9 protein-coding genes and 1 pseudogene are annotated in these 15,931 nt (G+C 72.9%); 3 read left to right on the forward strand and 7 right to left on the reverse strand.

The window, feature by feature from the left end; genetic code table 11:
• Nucleotides 1-566 precede the first annotated feature (566 nt).
• A complete protein-coding gene (locus IE265_RS36210; protein WP_190040035.1) occupies nucleotides 567-2,411 on the forward strand; it encodes an RICIN domain-containing protein in 1,845 nt (614 codons plus the stop codon).
• A 145-nt stretch (nucleotides 2,412-2,556) separates the two neighbouring features.
• On the opposite strand, the gene IE265_RS36215 is transcribed toward IE265_RS36210, so the two are convergent.
• The 4 genes and pseudogenes from IE265_RS36215 to IE265_RS38865 form a co-directional block, all read right to left on the reverse strand.
• On the reverse strand, nucleotides 2,557-3,549 hold the full coding sequence (locus IE265_RS36215) for a 2-hydroxyacid dehydrogenase (RefSeq protein WP_190040036.1): 993 nt from the start codon (nucleotides 3,547-3,549) through the stop codon (nucleotides 2,557-2,559).
• The gene (locus IE265_RS36220) at nucleotides 3,546-4,715 is read right to left on the reverse strand and encodes a lactate 2-monooxygenase (RefSeq protein WP_190040037.1); all 1,170 of its coding nucleotides are present in this window, start codon (nucleotides 4,713-4,715) and stop codon (nucleotides 3,546-3,548) included. Before IE265_RS36220 ends, IE265_RS36215 begins: the two co-directional genes overlap by 4 nt.
• Before the next feature lie 196 nt (nucleotides 4,716-4,911).
• The gene (locus IE265_RS36225) at nucleotides 4,912-5,913 is read right to left on the reverse strand and encodes a hypothetical protein (protein WP_190040038.1); all 1,002 of its coding nucleotides are present in this window, start codon (nucleotides 5,911-5,913) and stop codon (nucleotides 4,912-4,914) included.
• A gap of 69 nt (nucleotides 5,914-5,982) precedes the next feature.
• Nucleotides 5,983-6,347 (reverse strand): annotated as a pseudogene (locus IE265_RS38865) (cytosine permease); the annotation flags it as partial.
• Nucleotides 6,348-7,027: 680 nt separating this feature from the next.
• Between IE265_RS38865 and IE265_RS36230 the strand changes: the two are divergent.
• Both IE265_RS36230 and IE265_RS36235 read left to right on the forward strand, forming a co-directional pair.
• On the forward strand, nucleotides 7,028-7,459 hold the full coding sequence (locus IE265_RS36230) for a protease inhibitor (protein WP_190040039.1): 432 nt from the start codon (nucleotides 7,028-7,030) through the stop codon (nucleotides 7,457-7,459).
• 529 nt (nucleotides 7,460-7,988) lie between these two features.
• The gene (locus IE265_RS36235) at nucleotides 7,989-8,444 is read left to right on the forward strand and encodes a hypothetical protein (protein ID WP_190040040.1); all 456 of its coding nucleotides are present in this window, start codon (nucleotides 7,989-7,991) and stop codon (nucleotides 8,442-8,444) included.
• Nucleotides 8,445-8,584: 140 nt separating this feature from the next.
• Here the strand turns inward: IE265_RS36235 and IE265_RS36240 are convergent, their stop codons facing one another.
• The 3 genes from IE265_RS36240 to IE265_RS36250 all read right to left on the reverse strand — a co-directional run bounded on the left by IE265_RS36240 (nucleotide 8,585) and on the right by IE265_RS36250 (nucleotide 15,825).
• Complete coding sequence (locus IE265_RS36240) at nucleotides 8,585-10,096, reverse strand: MFS transporter (protein WP_190040041.1); 1,512 nt, start codon at nucleotides 10,094-10,096, stop codon at nucleotides 8,585-8,587.
• A gap of 730 nt (nucleotides 10,097-10,826) precedes the next feature.
• Complete coding sequence (locus IE265_RS36245) at nucleotides 10,827-13,658, reverse strand: NHLP bacteriocin export ABC transporter permease/ATPase subunit (RefSeq protein WP_190040042.1); 2,832 nt, start codon at nucleotides 13,656-13,658, stop codon at nucleotides 10,827-10,829.
• 1 nt (nucleotide 13,659) lies between these two features.
• Nucleotides 13,660-15,825, reverse strand: coding sequence for an NHLP family bacteriocin export ABC transporter peptidase/permease/ATPase subunit (locus tag IE265_RS36250; RefSeq protein WP_373303109.1), 2,166 nt, complete (start codon nucleotides 15,823-15,825; stop codon nucleotides 13,660-13,662).
• Nucleotides 15,826-15,931 lie beyond the last annotated feature (106 nt).

Raw genomic sequence — 15,931 nt, forward strand, 5'->3', positions numbered from 1 at the left:
CCGGGCCCGCCTCCCGTCGGGCCCGGCCCCACCGGGCGGGGCGACTGTCTGCGGGCCGCCGACCGAGGGCGGGAAGAACGGGGTCGGCGGCCGGTTTCGCGCGGAAGTGCCGCCGTTCCGCGCGGGGCCTTCGGAAAAGGCCGGTACCAGTGCACTACGGGACATCCTCGGACCGGCAGCGTGCGAGCGGTGGCGGCGCGTGCACACGATTCACACGGGGCGCACGGGATTTTCGAATGCGGGTGCGACCGCAGTGGCCTGACCTGGATCGCTATTGACTTTCTTTCAATACATGGATGTTGCGGAAGTAGCCCAAGTGCCTTGTTGGGCGTGAGAGTTCTGTGCGAAGGTGAACTTCCCCGCACATGCCCATGGCCAGGTCTGATTCCTCCTCGGATTTCCACGGGTCGCCGGGCCCCAAAAGCCCGCGTCCGAAGGATGCCGAGCGGTCGACGTCCCGGTCGCTTTCCGTGCGCCAAGCCAAAAAGGTACGCACCAATCCGGAGCTCCTTTTCGGCGGTCAGAACTTCTGCGTGCCACCTTGTGCCCTGGAAGGAATCCGCTCCGTGCACACCCCCCACCCACCGCGCCCCTCCTACCCGCCCGGTACCGCTCCGGCCGAGTCGGACGAGAGTCTCGTGGCCCTCCTCCGGGCGCAGCCCGAGGGCGACGCGACGCACTCCGTCGCGCTGCTGCTCGCACGGCACTGGCAGCCGGCGCACGACTACGCCGTCATCTGCCTGGCCTCGTCGGCGAACGTCGCCTCCATGGTCACCGCGTCCGCCTTCCAGCAGGTGCTGGAGGGCCTGCGGCGCGGCGGCTCCGGTACAGCCCTGCGTCCCCAACTGCTCACGGCGGTGCGGGACACGGTCAGGGCATGGTCCGCCCAGGACCGGATATCGGAGGTGCTGCCCGATCTCCGGAAACCTGCCGGGGGCCGCGGTATGCGCGCGACGAAGTCCATGACGCCGGAAAGCCGCAAGCTCGCCCAGCGCGCTTTCGAGTCCCTTCCCGGACTCGCGCAGTGCCTCCTGTGGCACACCGAGGTCGAGGTCGAACCCATATCCGTACCGGCCGGTCTGCTGGGCATGGACGCCGACAGCGCGTCGGCCGCCCTGGAACAGGCCCGGGAGAAATTCCGCGAGGGCTGCGTACGAGCGCATCGTGAACTCGCGCCGAACAAGGATTGCCGCTACTACAACCGGCTCCTCGACGTCCCGATTCGGCGCGGCGGCGGGCTGCTGCCCGATGTGCAGCAACACCTCCTGGAGTGCCGCTACTGCCGTTACGCGGCAGAGCAGTTGAGCCATTTCGAGGGAGGACTCGGCGGACTGTTGGCCGAGGCCGTGCTCGGCTGGGGCGCCCGGCGGTACCTGGACTCGCGGCCCAGCCGCGGCCACGTGGGCACCCGGGCCGCCCGACGCGGAGGCCGGCGTCCGCGTGGCGGACGCCGCCCCCGTCTGCTGTCACCGCGCCCCGCGGGACAGGGGCGCCACTCCTCGCCGCAGCGCAACTCCACGGCCCTGCTCACCGGCGCCGGCCTGGTCTCGGCGGCCCTGGTCGCCTCCGTCCTCGTCGCCAGCCTCTGGTCGCGCGACGACGGCGACGCCGCCCCCTCGGCGTCCGCGGGCGCGTCCAGCAGCCTCGGTCCCGGCGGCGGACGGGTCCCCCCCGACAGGACCTCGCCGCCGTCCTTCACCTCGGGTCTGCCCGCCACCGGGCGGACCCGGCTGCGCAACCTCGCCCTGGACCTCTGCCTCGACATCCGGGACGGCAGGACCACGGCGGGCAACAGCACCGAACTGGCGGTGTGCTCCGCTGCCCGCACCCAGCTGTGGCTCTACGAGAAGGACGGGCTCCTGCGCAGCGCCGCCGAGCCCGACCTGTGCCTGGACTCCCGCGCGGACGCCGGGGTCGTCGTCCTCGGCTCCTGCGCCGCCGCGTCGGCCGAGCGGGGCGACGACGTGCGCTACGACCTCACCGTCCAGGGCGAGTTGCTGCCGCGACGGCAGGACGGGCTGGCCGTCGCCCCCGCCTCCGACGACGCGGACGCGGAGATCGTCGTGAAGATCCGGGACGGGGCGGACGACCAGCGGTGGCGCACCGACGCGGTGCGGGCCAGTCCGGAGTCGCTGTCGATAGCGGGCACGACGCCCCCGCCCGGGCCTCCCGCCGGCGACCCGCCCGCCACCGGAACGCACGTCGACTCGAAGACCGCCCCGGACGCCCCGGACGCCCCGGACATCGCCGACGCCCCGGACGCCGCCTGCGCCGCCGAGCCGTGCGGGACCGCGGAGCAGGACGGGCCGCCGCGGGCCGATCCCGCCGGTTCGCAGTCCTCGGCCGAGTCCCGGGCCGCGACCGCGGACACCGGCCCGGGAGGCGGGCAGCCGGTGGTCCCGCTGCGGTAGCCGCTCACGGAGACCGGAGTCCGGAGTCCGGAGTCCGGGGCCCGGGCCGGGGTCGGGGTCGGAGACCGTCCCCTCGGGCTCCCGGGCCTCTCCGGACACCGGCCTCCGGACACCGGACACCGGATACCGGCCTCCAGTTGGAGGCCTAGCGGACGACGTCCCGGGGCGGCCTGCCCGACAGGAACTCCAGGACGTTCTGCACGGCGGCCAGCGCTATCCGCACGAGGGTCTCGCGGGTGACTCCGGCGGCGTGCGGCGACAGCACCACGTTCGGGGACCGCAGCAGGCGCAGGGCCGAGGTGGGCGGTTCGGGGTCGAAGACGTCGATGCCCGCCCCGGCCAGCGCGCCCGACTCCAGCGCGTCCGCCAGGGCGTCCTGGTCGATCAGGGCGCCCCGCGCGGTGTTCACGACGAACGCGGTGGGCTTGAGCAGCGCGAGCCGTTCCGCGTCGAGCAGATGCCGGGTCGAGTCGTTGAGCGGCGCGTGCAGCGTGACGTAGTCCGAGCAGCGCAGCAGTTCGTCGAGACCGACATGGCGGGCCCCGCCGAGGCGCTCCTCGGTCTCGGCGCCGAGCGCCCGCGGCCCGGCGTACAGGACCGTCATGTCGAACGCGACCGCGCGGCGGGCGACCTCCTGGCCGATGTGGCCGGGGCCGATCAGTCCGAGTGTCTTGCCGGACAGCTCCGTGATGGACCGCTGGAGGCGCGGCAGCGCCCAGTCGGCGTCGACCAGCGCCGTGTGCGCCGGGATCAACTGCTTGGCCAGGGCGAGCATGAGCGCGAACGTCTGCTCGGCCACGTTCTGCTTCTCGGCGCCGCTCGAACCGATGGTGCACACGGGTACGTTCCGCGCGCGGGCCGCGTCGAGGTCCACGTAGTCGAAGCCGTGGCTCGCGCACTGGATCAGCTCCAACTCCGGTGCGCCCGCCAGGTGCTCGGCGGTGACCGGCCCGAGGCCGGTGACCAGGACATGGGCCTCCCGCAGGGCCGCCGGGTCCTCGTCGGCGGCCTCGACGACGGTGACCCGGGCCTCACCGGGGAACAGGGTCGCGAGCCCCGCCCCCGCGGAACGGCCGCCCACGTGCGGCGAGATGACCGCGAGTACGTTCTTGACGGCGGCGGGGGACACGGTGGTCATACGGTCTCCTCCGCGAGGTCGTCGGGGCCGAGCGTCGTGGGCCCCGAGTGCCCCGACAGGGCGAGGGTGAGGTCGAGTTCCGCGAGCAGGCAGCGGATGACGTGCTCCACCCCCGCCTGCCCGTCCAGTCCCAGCCCGTAGGCGTACGGGCGCCCGACGAGCACGGCCCGCGCGCCCAGCGCGAGTGCCTTGTAGATGTCGTCCCCGCTGCGGACCCCGCTGTCGAAGAGCACGGTCAGCCGGTCCCCGGCCGCCTCCACCACCCGGGGCAGCGCGTCGGCGGCGGCCACGGAACCTGCGACCTGCCGGCCGCCGTGGTTGGACACCACCACACCGTCCATCCCGGCGTTGACGGCCCTGCGCGCGTCGTCCGGGTGAAGGACGCCCTTCAGGACGATCGGCCCGTCCCAGTTCTCCCGCAGGAACTCCAGGTCGGGCCATGTCTTCGCCGGATCGGCGAACATGCCCACGAAGTGCATGACCGCCGCGTTCGGGTCCTCGTGCACCGGCTTGGCGAGGCCCGCCCGGAACGCCGGGTCGGAGAAGTAGTTGGCCGTGCCCACCCCGTGCAGGAACGGCAGGTAGGCCTGGTCCAGGTCGCGCGGCCGCCAGGCGAGCAGCGGTGTGTCCAGCGTGACGAACAGCGCGCTGAAACCGGCGGCCTTCGCCCGGTCCAGGAAGCTGCGGGTGACCTCCCGGTCCTTCGCCCAGTACAGCTGGAACCAGCGCTCCGCGTCGCCCATCGCCTCCGCCACCTGCTCCATCGGCGTACTGGAGGCGGAGGACAGGATGAACGGCACGCCCTGCGCGGCGGCGGCACGCGCGGCGGCCGTCTCGGCCTCCGGATGCATGATCGACAGGACGCCGACGGGCGCGAGCGCCAGCGGGGCGGGCAGCGGGCGGCCCAGCACCTCGACGGACAGATCGCGTTCGTGCACGTCCCGCAGCATGCGCGGCACGATCCGGCGCCGGTCGAGCGCCGCCCGGTTGGCCCGCGCCGTACTGCCGTTGCCCGCGCTGCCCGCCACGTAGCCCACCGGCCCCGGACCGAGCCGTTGCTCGGCCATCTCCTCCAGCCGGGTCAGATCGGTGGGCAGTCTCGGTACCGCGCCCGTCATGCCGTTCAGATAGATCTCGTACTGGAAGTCCGCCCAGTGCTTCGCCATCGGTACGTCCCGCCTCTCGCCTTTGAGACCGTGCTGTGCCGCGCCCCGCGGCCCACGGCGCCGCCGTGCTGCCGCGCGCTGCGACGATCCTGGCGAGCCGGACAAGATCCGTCCAGCGCGGGCATCACTTCCGGCCCCGCGTGCGTCGGGGCGCGCGCACACGGGGGAGGGGCGGGCGTACTCGTGGGCGACGGGTTCAGACGGCGAACGACACGCGGACGGCGACCAGTTCGCCCGACGGTCCGAGGTCCGCCGACACGGGGAACCAGCCGTCGCCCTGACCGGTCATCGTGCACAGCATCCGCGCGCCGCCGACCTCGACCGTCCCGGCCTCGACGGCGGAGGCCCGGACCTGCCGCATGACCTGCCAGTGGTGGGAGTGGGGGCGGAAGTCCACCATCATCCGCCGAGCCGGATCGGCGTCCTTCCAGCCGAGGAGCGCCCCGGCCCGGCGCGCGGCCTCCGGCAGGGGCAGTCCGGTCCAGCCGCGTACGCCGTCCTCGCCCGGTTCGCCCAGGGCGGGCGCACCGAACTCCTCGGCCGCCGCCTCCTCGGAGGCACCCCAGAACGCGACGTCGGCCAGCCCGTCGACGGGTTCGTCGTGCTGCCAGTGGGACAGCGCGTCGGCGTCCCCGAAGAGGATCCGCGCCCAGTCGACGCGGATGTCCCCGAGTTCCACGCACTTGGCGACGGGTGCGGGCGAGACCGGGACCACCAGGCCCGCGCCCGACGCCAGCACGGGAAGCGGCCGGTCGGTGGGCAGCCCGCCGAGCGCCACGACGGGCACGCCGTTCATGAGGAAGGCGCCCCCGCCCTCCGCCACGCACCGTCGCACGCGTTCGCGGTGCGGCACCCGCTCGGGGCAGGGTTCGAGGCGGGCGGTGAAGCCGTGCTGCCGGCAGTGCGCGTCGAAGAGCTCACGCAGCCGTCCCGCCCCCTGGGCCGGGATGTCGTGCAGCATCCGGCCGGGCTGCCGGTCGAAGGAGTGTGCCGCTCCGGCCGCGTCGGGGCCGGTGATCGCGAAGTCCGTCGCCCCCGTGATGCCGGCGGCCACGTCCGGGTCCTGGACGCCGAACGCGGCGGGATCCACCTCGGCCGGTGAACGCTCGCCGCTCCACATGCCGAGATGACCGCCGTCGACGATCACCAGTTCGCCGGACGGGCAGGTGATCTCGCCCAGCTCGTAGATCGCTTCCATGGCCGGGAAGTCTACGAAGGCGCCGATCCCGGACAGCACCCCGTGGCGGGTGCTGTCCGGTTCTGGCCGTCAGGAGCCCTTTGTCTCCGGCGCGGCCGGGCCCGCTCCGTCCGCGCCGCCGGGTCCGATGATCGCCGGTACCGGCACGTCCACGCATCGGACGAGCCGCGGACCCGCAGGTCCGTACACGGCCCGGGGTTCGGGGAAGAGCCGGAGCAGGGCCAGGAAGAGGACGGCGGAGACGGTCAGGGAGAGGGGCAGCCCGATGTCCCCCCGCCGGCCTGGTCGCCGAGCGGGCCCACGAACTGGCCGGGAATGTTCGTGAAGAGGACGCCGATCACGGCGGACACCCACCAGGCGGTCGTGCCCCGCCGGCTCCGGCGGTGGGCGAACCAGTGACGGCCGCCCCGCCGGCGCCGGTCGAAGACCCGGAGAACACCGCCATGGGGCACAGGATCAGCGCCCCGGCGAGCACACCGAGGAGGGTCGCCGCGAGTCCCTGCCGGAAGGAGAGGCCGAAGCGAGGACCGACACCCGGAGGGCGGCAGGGCGGGGAGTGCGTGGTGACGCGGAGGGGGCCGTACGGCGGCGCGCTGTCGCGGGGGTGGGCGGGAGCGCGCGGGACCGTCCCTCGGTGCCGTGGCCGGCCGACGCCACGAGGCGTGGCTCGAACCGCACCGGTGGACGATCCCTCCACCTTCTCGGCCCGAAGTGGACGAAGACGGCACAGGGTCCACCCGTTCGACGAGTCGTTCGACGATCCGTCCGCCGGACGAACGACGGTATGGGTACCCTTGCCCGTGTTTCGTACGTGTGTCGAGCGCCGGGGCCCGGTCGCCGATCCGGGGTTCCGGGCGCTTCAAGCGGAATGTTTCAGGCCTATTGCTGAGCAGTGGATATTCGGCCAGCGCGTCCGATCATGGACACGGAACCCGTCCGGCGCGGGGGTCGACCTGTTCGAATTCCGTAACTTCGCGCCACTGATTCAATACGCAAGGTTACTGAAACGCGTGGGGTCGAGGTGTGTTTCCGTCGCGGACTCGGCAGACTCGCGCTCGCCGCACCGGCACTCGACCGAGTCGGTGCGGATCACCCGAGCGGAAGGATGCACACAATGCCGAACACCGCGCGCTGGGCAGCGACCATCACGCTGACGGCCACCGCCGTATGCGGACCCCTGACCGGGTCCGCCCTCGCCGCCACCCACTCGCCGGCCGCGCTCTACGCCCCCTCGTCCCTGGTGCTGACCACGGGCCACGGCGAGTTCGCGGCAGACTCCACCCCTGAACGCGCGGTCACGCTGTCGTGCGCGCCGACCGCCTCGGGGACCCATCCCGCCGCGTTGTCGGCCTGTATCGAACTGCGTTCGACCGGAGGCGACTTCGACGCCCTGGCCACCAGAGGCGACGCCATGTGCACCCGCGAATACGATCCCGTCGTCGTCACCGTCGACGGTGTCTGGCAGGGCAAGCGCGTCTCCTACGAACGCACCTTCTCCAACGAGTGCGTGAAGAACTCCTACGGGACTGCCGTCTTCACGTTCTGAGGACCGGGGTCGCGCGGTTCCCGGTGTGCGTCGACAGGGGCCGCAGATGCGGATGGGGAGTGCGAGCCCCGTCGCGGAGTACCGCGCAACCTCGTCACAGGGGTCGGTGGAGACGGAGTGGGGCCGTCTCCGCCGACCCCGGCGTCATGCCGCCTCCCGGTACGGCCTCCGGGCCGCCGGGGGAGCCGGCGACCGGCCGCCGGGCGCACACGCGCCCGGCGGCTTCGGCGCGTTCACGGCCGCACACGCGGTGGGTCCGGGGTGGCCCGTGCGGGTCGGGCTCCGCGCGCGGACGTACGGCGCCCCAGTCGGAGCCGATTCACCCGTCCCGGTGAATTCAAGGTGCGGCTATTGACTTTTGGTCATTGCGTTTACTCAACGGGCTCTGTTCAAAGGGGTGTTGTCCCCGTAGGGTCGCCGTGCTGCCGGAGCCTCCGGCCGCGTTCACGCCCGCACGACGACCCGCCGACCCGCCGGGCCGCGTCGGGAACTGTCCGCAGCAGAGTTGTCCGGTCGAGGAGGGGTGGCGGTGGGAACGCCGGTACGCACTCCGTCGGACGGACCTCCGCTGGTCACCGAGCGCGGACTCGTGGGACCCGTGCTGGAGATGGAGTTCACCGCGCGCTTCTCCCGCGGCGACGGGGAGTCCTCCGCCGAGGCGGCCGCCGTGGCGGTGACCCGGGCGATCGACGCCCCGCCCTCCTTCGTTGTTCCGGTGCTGGACGCGGGCCGCTCGGCGAGCCGGTGCCTCCTGGAGCGCAGCGCCGCCGACATGTGCAGGGTCGTCCTCACCGCGGACCGGGCGGGCATCACCGTCGCCGCCACCGACGACGTGGCGGTCTCGCTGGCCTCGGGCGACCGGGTGGGGGCAAGGCATCTGCCCGTGCTGGCCGTCGTCGACGGACTGCGGGTGCACCATGGCCCGGACGGCCATGTGTGGGTCGTCTGGAAGGGCGACTGGCGGCAGTCCCGCGACGGCCTCTGACACTCGCGGCGCCGCATGCCGGCCGGGAGCGCGAGCGCGGGAAGCGCGGCGAGTCCGGGAGGCGCGGAACCCCGCCCCGGCGGACGCGGAGGAGGGGCCGCCGTCTCCCTGAAGACGGCGGCCCCTCGGCTTGCGGAAGGTCACATGTGGACGACCGGCGCGGCGTTCGCGTCCTGCTCCTGGACCCCGGGGCGGTACAGCAGGAACGTGATCAGCGCACCCGCCACGAAGAAGCCCGCGGACCACCAGAACGCGGTGGTGTAGCTCTCGATCGTCGACTGGGCCCGGACCAGCGGGTCGGTGGTGTCCTTGCCGGCCAGGTAGCTCGTGGCGGCGCTCGCGGCGAGCGTGTTCAGCAGCGCGGTGCCGATGGAACCGCCCACCTGCTGCATGGTGTTGACGGTCGCGGAGGCGACACCCGCGTCCTCGGGGGCGACCCCGGCGGTGGCCAGGGACATGGCCGGCGGCATCACCATGCCGAGGCCCGCGCCGACCAGCAGCAGGGGCGGGAGCACGCCGGTCGAGAAGCTCGTGTCCAGGGCGATGCCCGTCAGCCAGGCCATGCCGAGCGCCGCGATCGCGAAACCCGCCGGGATGACGGTCCTCGGGCCGATGCGCGGCACGAGCATCGTGGTGGACACCTGGGCCATGACCATCAGCGCGGCCATCATCGGCAGGAAGGCCAGGCCGGTCTTCGTCGGGCTGAAGCCCAGGTTCAGTTGCAGGTAGTACGTGAGGAAGAGGAAGACGCCGAACATGCCCGCACCGGTCACGAGGACGGCGACGAACGAGGCGGCGCGGGTCCGGTCCAGCAGGACGCGCATCGGCAGCAGCGGGTGCGCGGCGCGCGTCTGCCACCACGTGAACGCGGTGAGCAGCAGGCCGCCCGCCACCAGGAAGCCCCAGGTCTGCGGTGAACTCCAGTCGTGCGTCTCGGCGTTGGAGAAGCCGTAGACGACGGAGAACAGGCCCGCGGAGACCAGGGCCGCGCCCGGCAGGTCGAGCTTCGCGTTCGCGGCGTCGCGGTGGTTGCTCAGCAGCACCCAGCCGCCCGCGAAGGCGACGACGGCGAAGACCAGGTTCACGTAGAGGGTCCAGCGCCAGTCCAGGGCGTCCGTCAGCACACCGCCGAGCAGCAGGCCGATCGCGCCGCCCGCTCCCGCGATGGCGCCGTAGACGCTGAACGCCTTGGCGCGCTCCTTGGCGTCGGTGAAGGTCGTGTTCAGCAGCGAGAGCGCGGCGGGTGCGAGCAGGGCGCCGAAGACGCCCTGCAGGGCACGCGCCGTGACCAGCATGCCGAAGCTGTTCGCCGCGCCGCCGAGGACCGAGGCCGCGGCGAAGCCGGCGACACCGATGAGGAAGGCGGGCTTGCGTCCGAAGAGGTCGGCGATGCGGCCGCCCAGGAGGAGCAGGGAGGCGAAGGCCAGGGCGTAGGCCGTGACGATCCACTGCCGGTTGCCGTCCGTGAAGCCGAGGTCCGCCTGCGCGGAGGGCAGCGCGATGTTCACGATGGTCGCGTCGAGGACCACCATCAGCTGGGCGATCCCGACGATCGAGAGGATCCACCAGCGCTTCGCCGAGGGCGGTCCGCCCGCGGAGCCGGCGGGCCCCTTGCGGGCCGCGCCTTCTGACAGGGCTTGGGTCTGGGACATCGGAGCACCACTCCAGGGAGAGTTCACTGGCCGGCGAACCGGGCCACGGGAACGAAACGGTTTCGTACGCCTTGAGGCTAGACCACCTCTACCGAAACGGCAAAGTTTCGATAGTGGGCATCGTCACAGCCCCGGGCGGCCCGGGCGCGGGGCCCGCCGTGCCGGGGCCTTGCCGTGGACGCGTACGCGAGGGCAGCCGCTCGCGGGACCACCACCGGGGCCACCCGGGGCCGCCTGAGCTGTCAGGCCCGCTCAGGTTCCTGGAGTCGCCGCGCCCACCCCGGCTGCCGGGGGCTCCCGGAGTTGCTGGGGTCACCGGGCGCACCGAGCCCACTCGGGCCGTCGGAGCCGCCGGGCTACCGGAACGGTCGAGCCCACTCGGCGGCCTCGGCATCGGCGCTGCCCAGGCCGCCCAGGCCCCCGCGCCGACTCGTGACCGGGCCCGTCCGGGCCACCAGGGTCGCCGGGGACACCCGGCGCCCGGGCGACCGGAGCTTGTCGGTCCCGCTCGGGCCACCAAGGCCCACGGGGGCCGCCGGTCCCGCTCGGGCCACCAGAGCCGCCGGGCCCATCCGGCTGTCGGGGCCACCGGCCCCGCTCGGGCCACCAGGCAGCTGGACCCGCTCGCGCCACCGGGGGCACCCTGGCCCACTCGGGTCACCGGAGTCGCCGGGCCCGTGGAGTTGCCGGGCGGGTGGCGGCGTCGGTGACCGGGCCCGACGCCTGGCCGCTAGCGCATCTGCCGTCGTACCAGCTCGTGGAGACGGCCGCCGGTGTCCGCCAGGAGTTGGGCCGGTGGGCCCTGCTGGGCCACCCTGCCGTCCTCCATCACGATGACGCGGTCCGCGTCCATGACGGTGGACAGCCGGTGCGCGATGACCACGCGGGTGGCGTTCAGGGCCCGGGTGCTCTCGATGACCGTGCGCTGCGTCTCGTTGTCGAGGGCACTGGTCGCCTCGTCGAAGAACAGCACGCGCGGTCGGCGGATCAGCGCCTGCGCGATCATCAGGCGCTGCCGCTGGCCCCCCGAGACCGCCCCGCTGCCGGAGACGATGGTGTGCAGTCCCATGGGCATGCGCCTGATGTCCTCGGCGAGACCGGCCATCTCGGCCGCCGCCATCGCCTCCTCGGGCGTGTAGGGCTCGGTGCCGCAGATGACGTCCAGGATCGAGCCGGTGAACGGCTGCGCGTGCTGGAGCACGACACCGCACTGGCGGCGCACGGCCGACTGGTCCAGGGCGGCCAGGTCCTGGCCGTCGTACAGGACGCTCCCCGACAGCGGCCGGTCGAAGCCGATGAGCAGCCGCAGCAGGGTGGACTTCCCGCAGCCGCTCGGGCCGACGACCGCCACGAACTCGCCGGGCCGGATCCCGAAGGACACGTCGTCCAGGACGAGCGGCCCGTCGTCGGTGTACCGGAAGGACAGCTTCTTCGCCTCGATCGCACCCGACAGCTCGGCGGGCCGCGTACTGGCCGCCCGGACCTCGGGCGCCGCGTCGAGGACCGGCTTGATCTCCTCGAACAGCGGCAGCGCGGCGACCACGGAGACGAACGCGCCCGTCATCTGGGTGACCGAGGTCAGCAGCATGGTCATCGAGGTGTTGAAGGTCAGGAAGGCCGCGGCCGACAGTGAACCGCGCGCGGGACCCGCCAGCAGCATGAACACGATCAGTGAGCAGAGCGGGAGGTACACCGCTCCCAGCACCGTCGTGAGGTTCTTGATCCGGCCCACCCGCTGCTGGAGCTCCCGGCTGCGTGCGAACTCGCCGGCCCAGGCCGCGTAGGCGTAGTTCTCCGCCGCAGCCACGCGCAGCTTCGGCAGCCCCCGCAAGGTCTGGAACGCCTGGTTGTTGAGCTTGTTGCCCAGCACGACCAGTCTGCGCTGCCAGCGCACCTGCCACAGGCCGAGGCCGAGGAACACCCCGGCGATCGCCACCAGCATGCCGATCGCGGCCAGCGCCATCGGAACGCTGTACCAGAACAGCAGCGCGAGGTTCATCGCACCGACCGTGCCCGACTGGACGACTACCGGGCCGACGCCCGCCATCAGTCGGCGGATCGCGCTGATCCCCATGGCGGCACTGGCCAGTTCACCGGTCGACCGGGAGGTGAAGAAGGCCGTCGGCAGGCGCAGCAGCCGGTCCCACACCGCCGGCTGGAGCGTCGCCTCGATCCGGCCCTCCATCCGCAGGACGGTCAGGTTCTGCATCAGCGTGAAGGCCGCCGACACGACACCCGCGACCATGATGGCCAGGCACAGCTGGACGATCAGGTCCTCCTGGGCCCTCGGCACGTACTCGCCGAGCACCTTGCCGGTCGCGACCGGCACCAGCGCGCCGAGGGCCACCGTCACCAGCCCGCCCACCGCCAGCGTGCGCAGGTCGCCGCCGGCACCGCGCAGGCTGAACCGCAGCAGCCGCAGCGGACTCTGCCGCCGCTCGGGCAGCGGCCGGTAGAACATCACCGCGCGCGGCTCGAACTCCGCCGCGTTGGCCTTCTCCACCGGAGTCTCGCGCCCGCTCGACGGATGCACCGCGACATACCCGCCGCGCCGCCACAGGAACGCCACCGGCGCACCCGAGGCGACCCGGTGCCCCACCAGCGGGCCGACGTCGTCCCGCCACCAGCGCCCGTCGAGCCGAACCCCGCGCACCCGGACCCGGGAGGCCAGCGCGATCCGCTCGACCGGGTCGAGGCGGTCGCTCTCCCCGCCACCCTGCGCGGGGTCGGCGAGCACGATGCCCCCCGCGCGGGCCACGAGCCGGCACACCGCGTACGTGGCGTCGGCGTCGGCCGCGCTCGAACCGGCCCCCGGACGACGGGAGATGGAGGCGATCAGGGTCCGGTCGGCCTGCGCGCGAACCGCCTCGCCCGCCTTGATGCCCGCCGCCGTACGGTTCTCGTGCGCGCGCTCCACCTGCTCGATCCAGCGGTCGAGGGTGGCGAGCAGCCGGTACTGCTGGTCCACCATCGTCTGCCACAGCGCCGGGTCGATCAGCAGGTCCGAGGCCGCCTCGGCGCCGTACACGGAGCCGTACTCGACACTGCCCGGCGCCACCTGGGTCCACAGCACGTCGTCGTCCGCCGGGGCCGCGTCCCGGTCGCCCGCGAGCGGCGCCGCGAACAGGATGGCCAGACCGCGCCCGACCCCGAGGGACAGGGCGTACTCCAGCGGGCTCGTGGCCGGGGGCACGTACTGCGGAGTGCCGTACGCGTCGTACGTCCAGGTCTCGGTCCGCGGGGCCCGGTGCAGTTCGCGCAGCGGGACACGGCGCAGCACGCAGGCGCGCAGCGGCCTGCCCACGAGGGTGTGCTGCGGACCGGTGACCGGGCCGAGCAGCAGCGAACCCGCCTCCAGGCGCCCGAGGTGGTGCCAGTGGCCCTGCTCGACCGCGTCCACGGCGAACAGGTCCATCGCTCCCGACGCCACGACCCACAGGACGTGCGGGCCTTCGAGGTCCAGGCGGGTGAGGCCGGAGCAGTCGACCGGGGCGCCCATGCCGCCGAGCGCGCCGAGCACGTAGTCGTCGCCGGCCGCCGGCCGCTGGTGGACGGACGTCATCTCAACGCTCCCCGACCAGTTCGGCGTACGCGCCGCCGGCCGCCATCAGGGCGTCGTGCCGCCCGCGTTCCACGACCGTGCCGTGCTGGAGGACCACGATCTCGTCGCTGTCCCGCACGGTGCTCAACCTGTGCGCGATCACCACGCAGGCGCAGCCGCGCCGCCGCAGGTTGTCGATGACGGTCTGCTCGGTCTCCGCGTCCAGCGCGCTGGTCACCTCGTCCAGCACCAGGATGCTGGGCCTGCGCACCAACGCCCGCGCTATTTCGAGGCGTTGGCGCTGACCGCCGGAGAAGTTGCGACCGTCCTGCTCGACCCTGCTGTGGACACCGCCCGGACGGCGCATCACCACGTCGTACAGGACCGCGTCCCGCAGCGCGGCGTCGACGGCCTCGTCCGGGACCGAGGGGTCCCACAGCGCGATGTTGTCGCGGACCGTCCCCTCGAAGAGGAAGACGTCCTGGTCGACGAAGGAGACGGAGGCCGCGAGGGCACCGCGGGGAATGTCCTCCAGACGCTGTCCGTCGATGCGGATCACTCCCTCCCAGGGCGCGTACAGCCCCGAGATCAGCCGGGAGACCGTCGACTTGCCGCTGCCGGAGCCGCCGACGAGGGCCACCTGCCGCCCCGGGCCGACCGACAGCGAGAACCCCGACAGGAGCGGCGCGTCGAGCGGGCTGTACCCGAACGTGATGTTCTCCAGCTCGACATGGCCCTGCAGCCTGCGCGTCCCGTCGCCGCCGCGCCTGGCGTACAGCGGGTCGGCCGCGAAGTTCTCGACGTCCTTCAGCCGGGCCACGTCCGCCGCGAAGTCCTGGATGCGGCCCGCGACTCCGTTGAGCCGGGTGATCGGCGCGGTGAAGCGGGTCACCAGCGCCTGGAACGCCACGAGCAGCCCGACACTGATGTGCCCCTCCACGGCCCGCAGTCCGCCGATCCACAGGATCAGCGCGCTGTTGAACGTGGCCAGCATCGGCGCGACGACACCCAGCCAGGCGCTCGGCACCCCGAGCCGCTGCTGCTCCTCCAGCGTGGTCGCGTGCTGCCCGGCCCACTTGCGGAAGTAGCCGTCCTCGCCGCCGGTTGCCTTCATCGTCTCGATCAACTGGAGGCCCGTGTAGGCGGTGTTGGTCAGGCGCGCGTTGTCGGCACGCAGCTTGGCCGTCCGGGTCGCCCGCAACCGGATCACCACCCGCATCGCCACGATGTTGAGCAGCGCGACCCCGATTCCCACGGCGGTGAGCTGCGGGTCGTAGGTGTAGAGCAGCACGGCGTACAGGACGACGACCACGGCGTCCACGCCCGCCGCCGCGAGGTCACGCGCGAGGGTCTCGGCCACGGCGTCGTTGGACTGGAGGCGCTGCACGAGGTCGGCCGGGCTGCGCTGGGCGAAGAAGGTGACGGGCAGCCGCAGCAGGTGCCTGAGGAACTTCGCGCTGCTGAGAGTGGACGAGATGAGCCGTCCGCGCAGCAGGTTCGCCTGCTGCAGCCAGGTCAGCACGACCGTCAGCAGAACCGTCGCGCCCATCGACGCGAACAGCACCCCGAGCAGCGAGGTCTGCCCGCCGATCAGGAACATGTCGATATAGGTGCGGCTCAGCGCGGGCACCGCGGCCCCGACGGCCACCAGCAGCAGGCTGGCGAGGACCGCGGCCGGCATGGTGCCCGAAGTGCCGCGCAGCCGGGCCGGCATGGCGCCCAGGACTCCGGGCCTGCGGCCGCCCTTCTTGAAGTCCGGGCCCGGCTCCAGGACCAGCACGACCCCCGTGAAGCTGGTGTCGAAGTCCTCCATCGGGACGAAACGCCGGCCCTTGCCAGGGTCGTTGATGTGCACGCCCCGCCGGCCGAGGCGGCGCCCGATGCCGTCGTGGACGACGTAGTGGTTGAACTCCCAGAACAGGATCGCCGGGGCCCGCACCTCGGCGAGTGCGGCGGTGTCCATCTGCATACCTTTGGCCGTCAGCCCGTAACTCCGCGCCGCCTTCAGCAGGTTGCTGGCCCGCGATCCGTCGCGCGAGACGCCGCAGGCGATGCGCAGCTCCTCCAGCGGTACGTACCTGCCGTAGTGGCCGAGCACCATCGCGAGCGAGGCGGCGCCGCACTCGACGGCCTCCATCTGCAGCACGGTGGGCGTGCGCACGGACCGGCTCCGGGCCCTGGGGACCACGGGCCCGCGCGGCGCGGCACGTCTGCGGCCCCGTACCGGGGGCGGTGCGGCGGATTCCTTCGCGGTGGAACTCGTCGAGGGCTCCGCGGTGTCGCGGGGGGTGGTC

The organism is Streptomyces fructofermentans, assembly GCF_014651055.1.
GTDB classification, from domain to species: Bacteria; Actinomycetota; Actinomycetes; order Streptomycetales; family Streptomycetaceae; genus Streptomyces; species Streptomyces fructofermentans.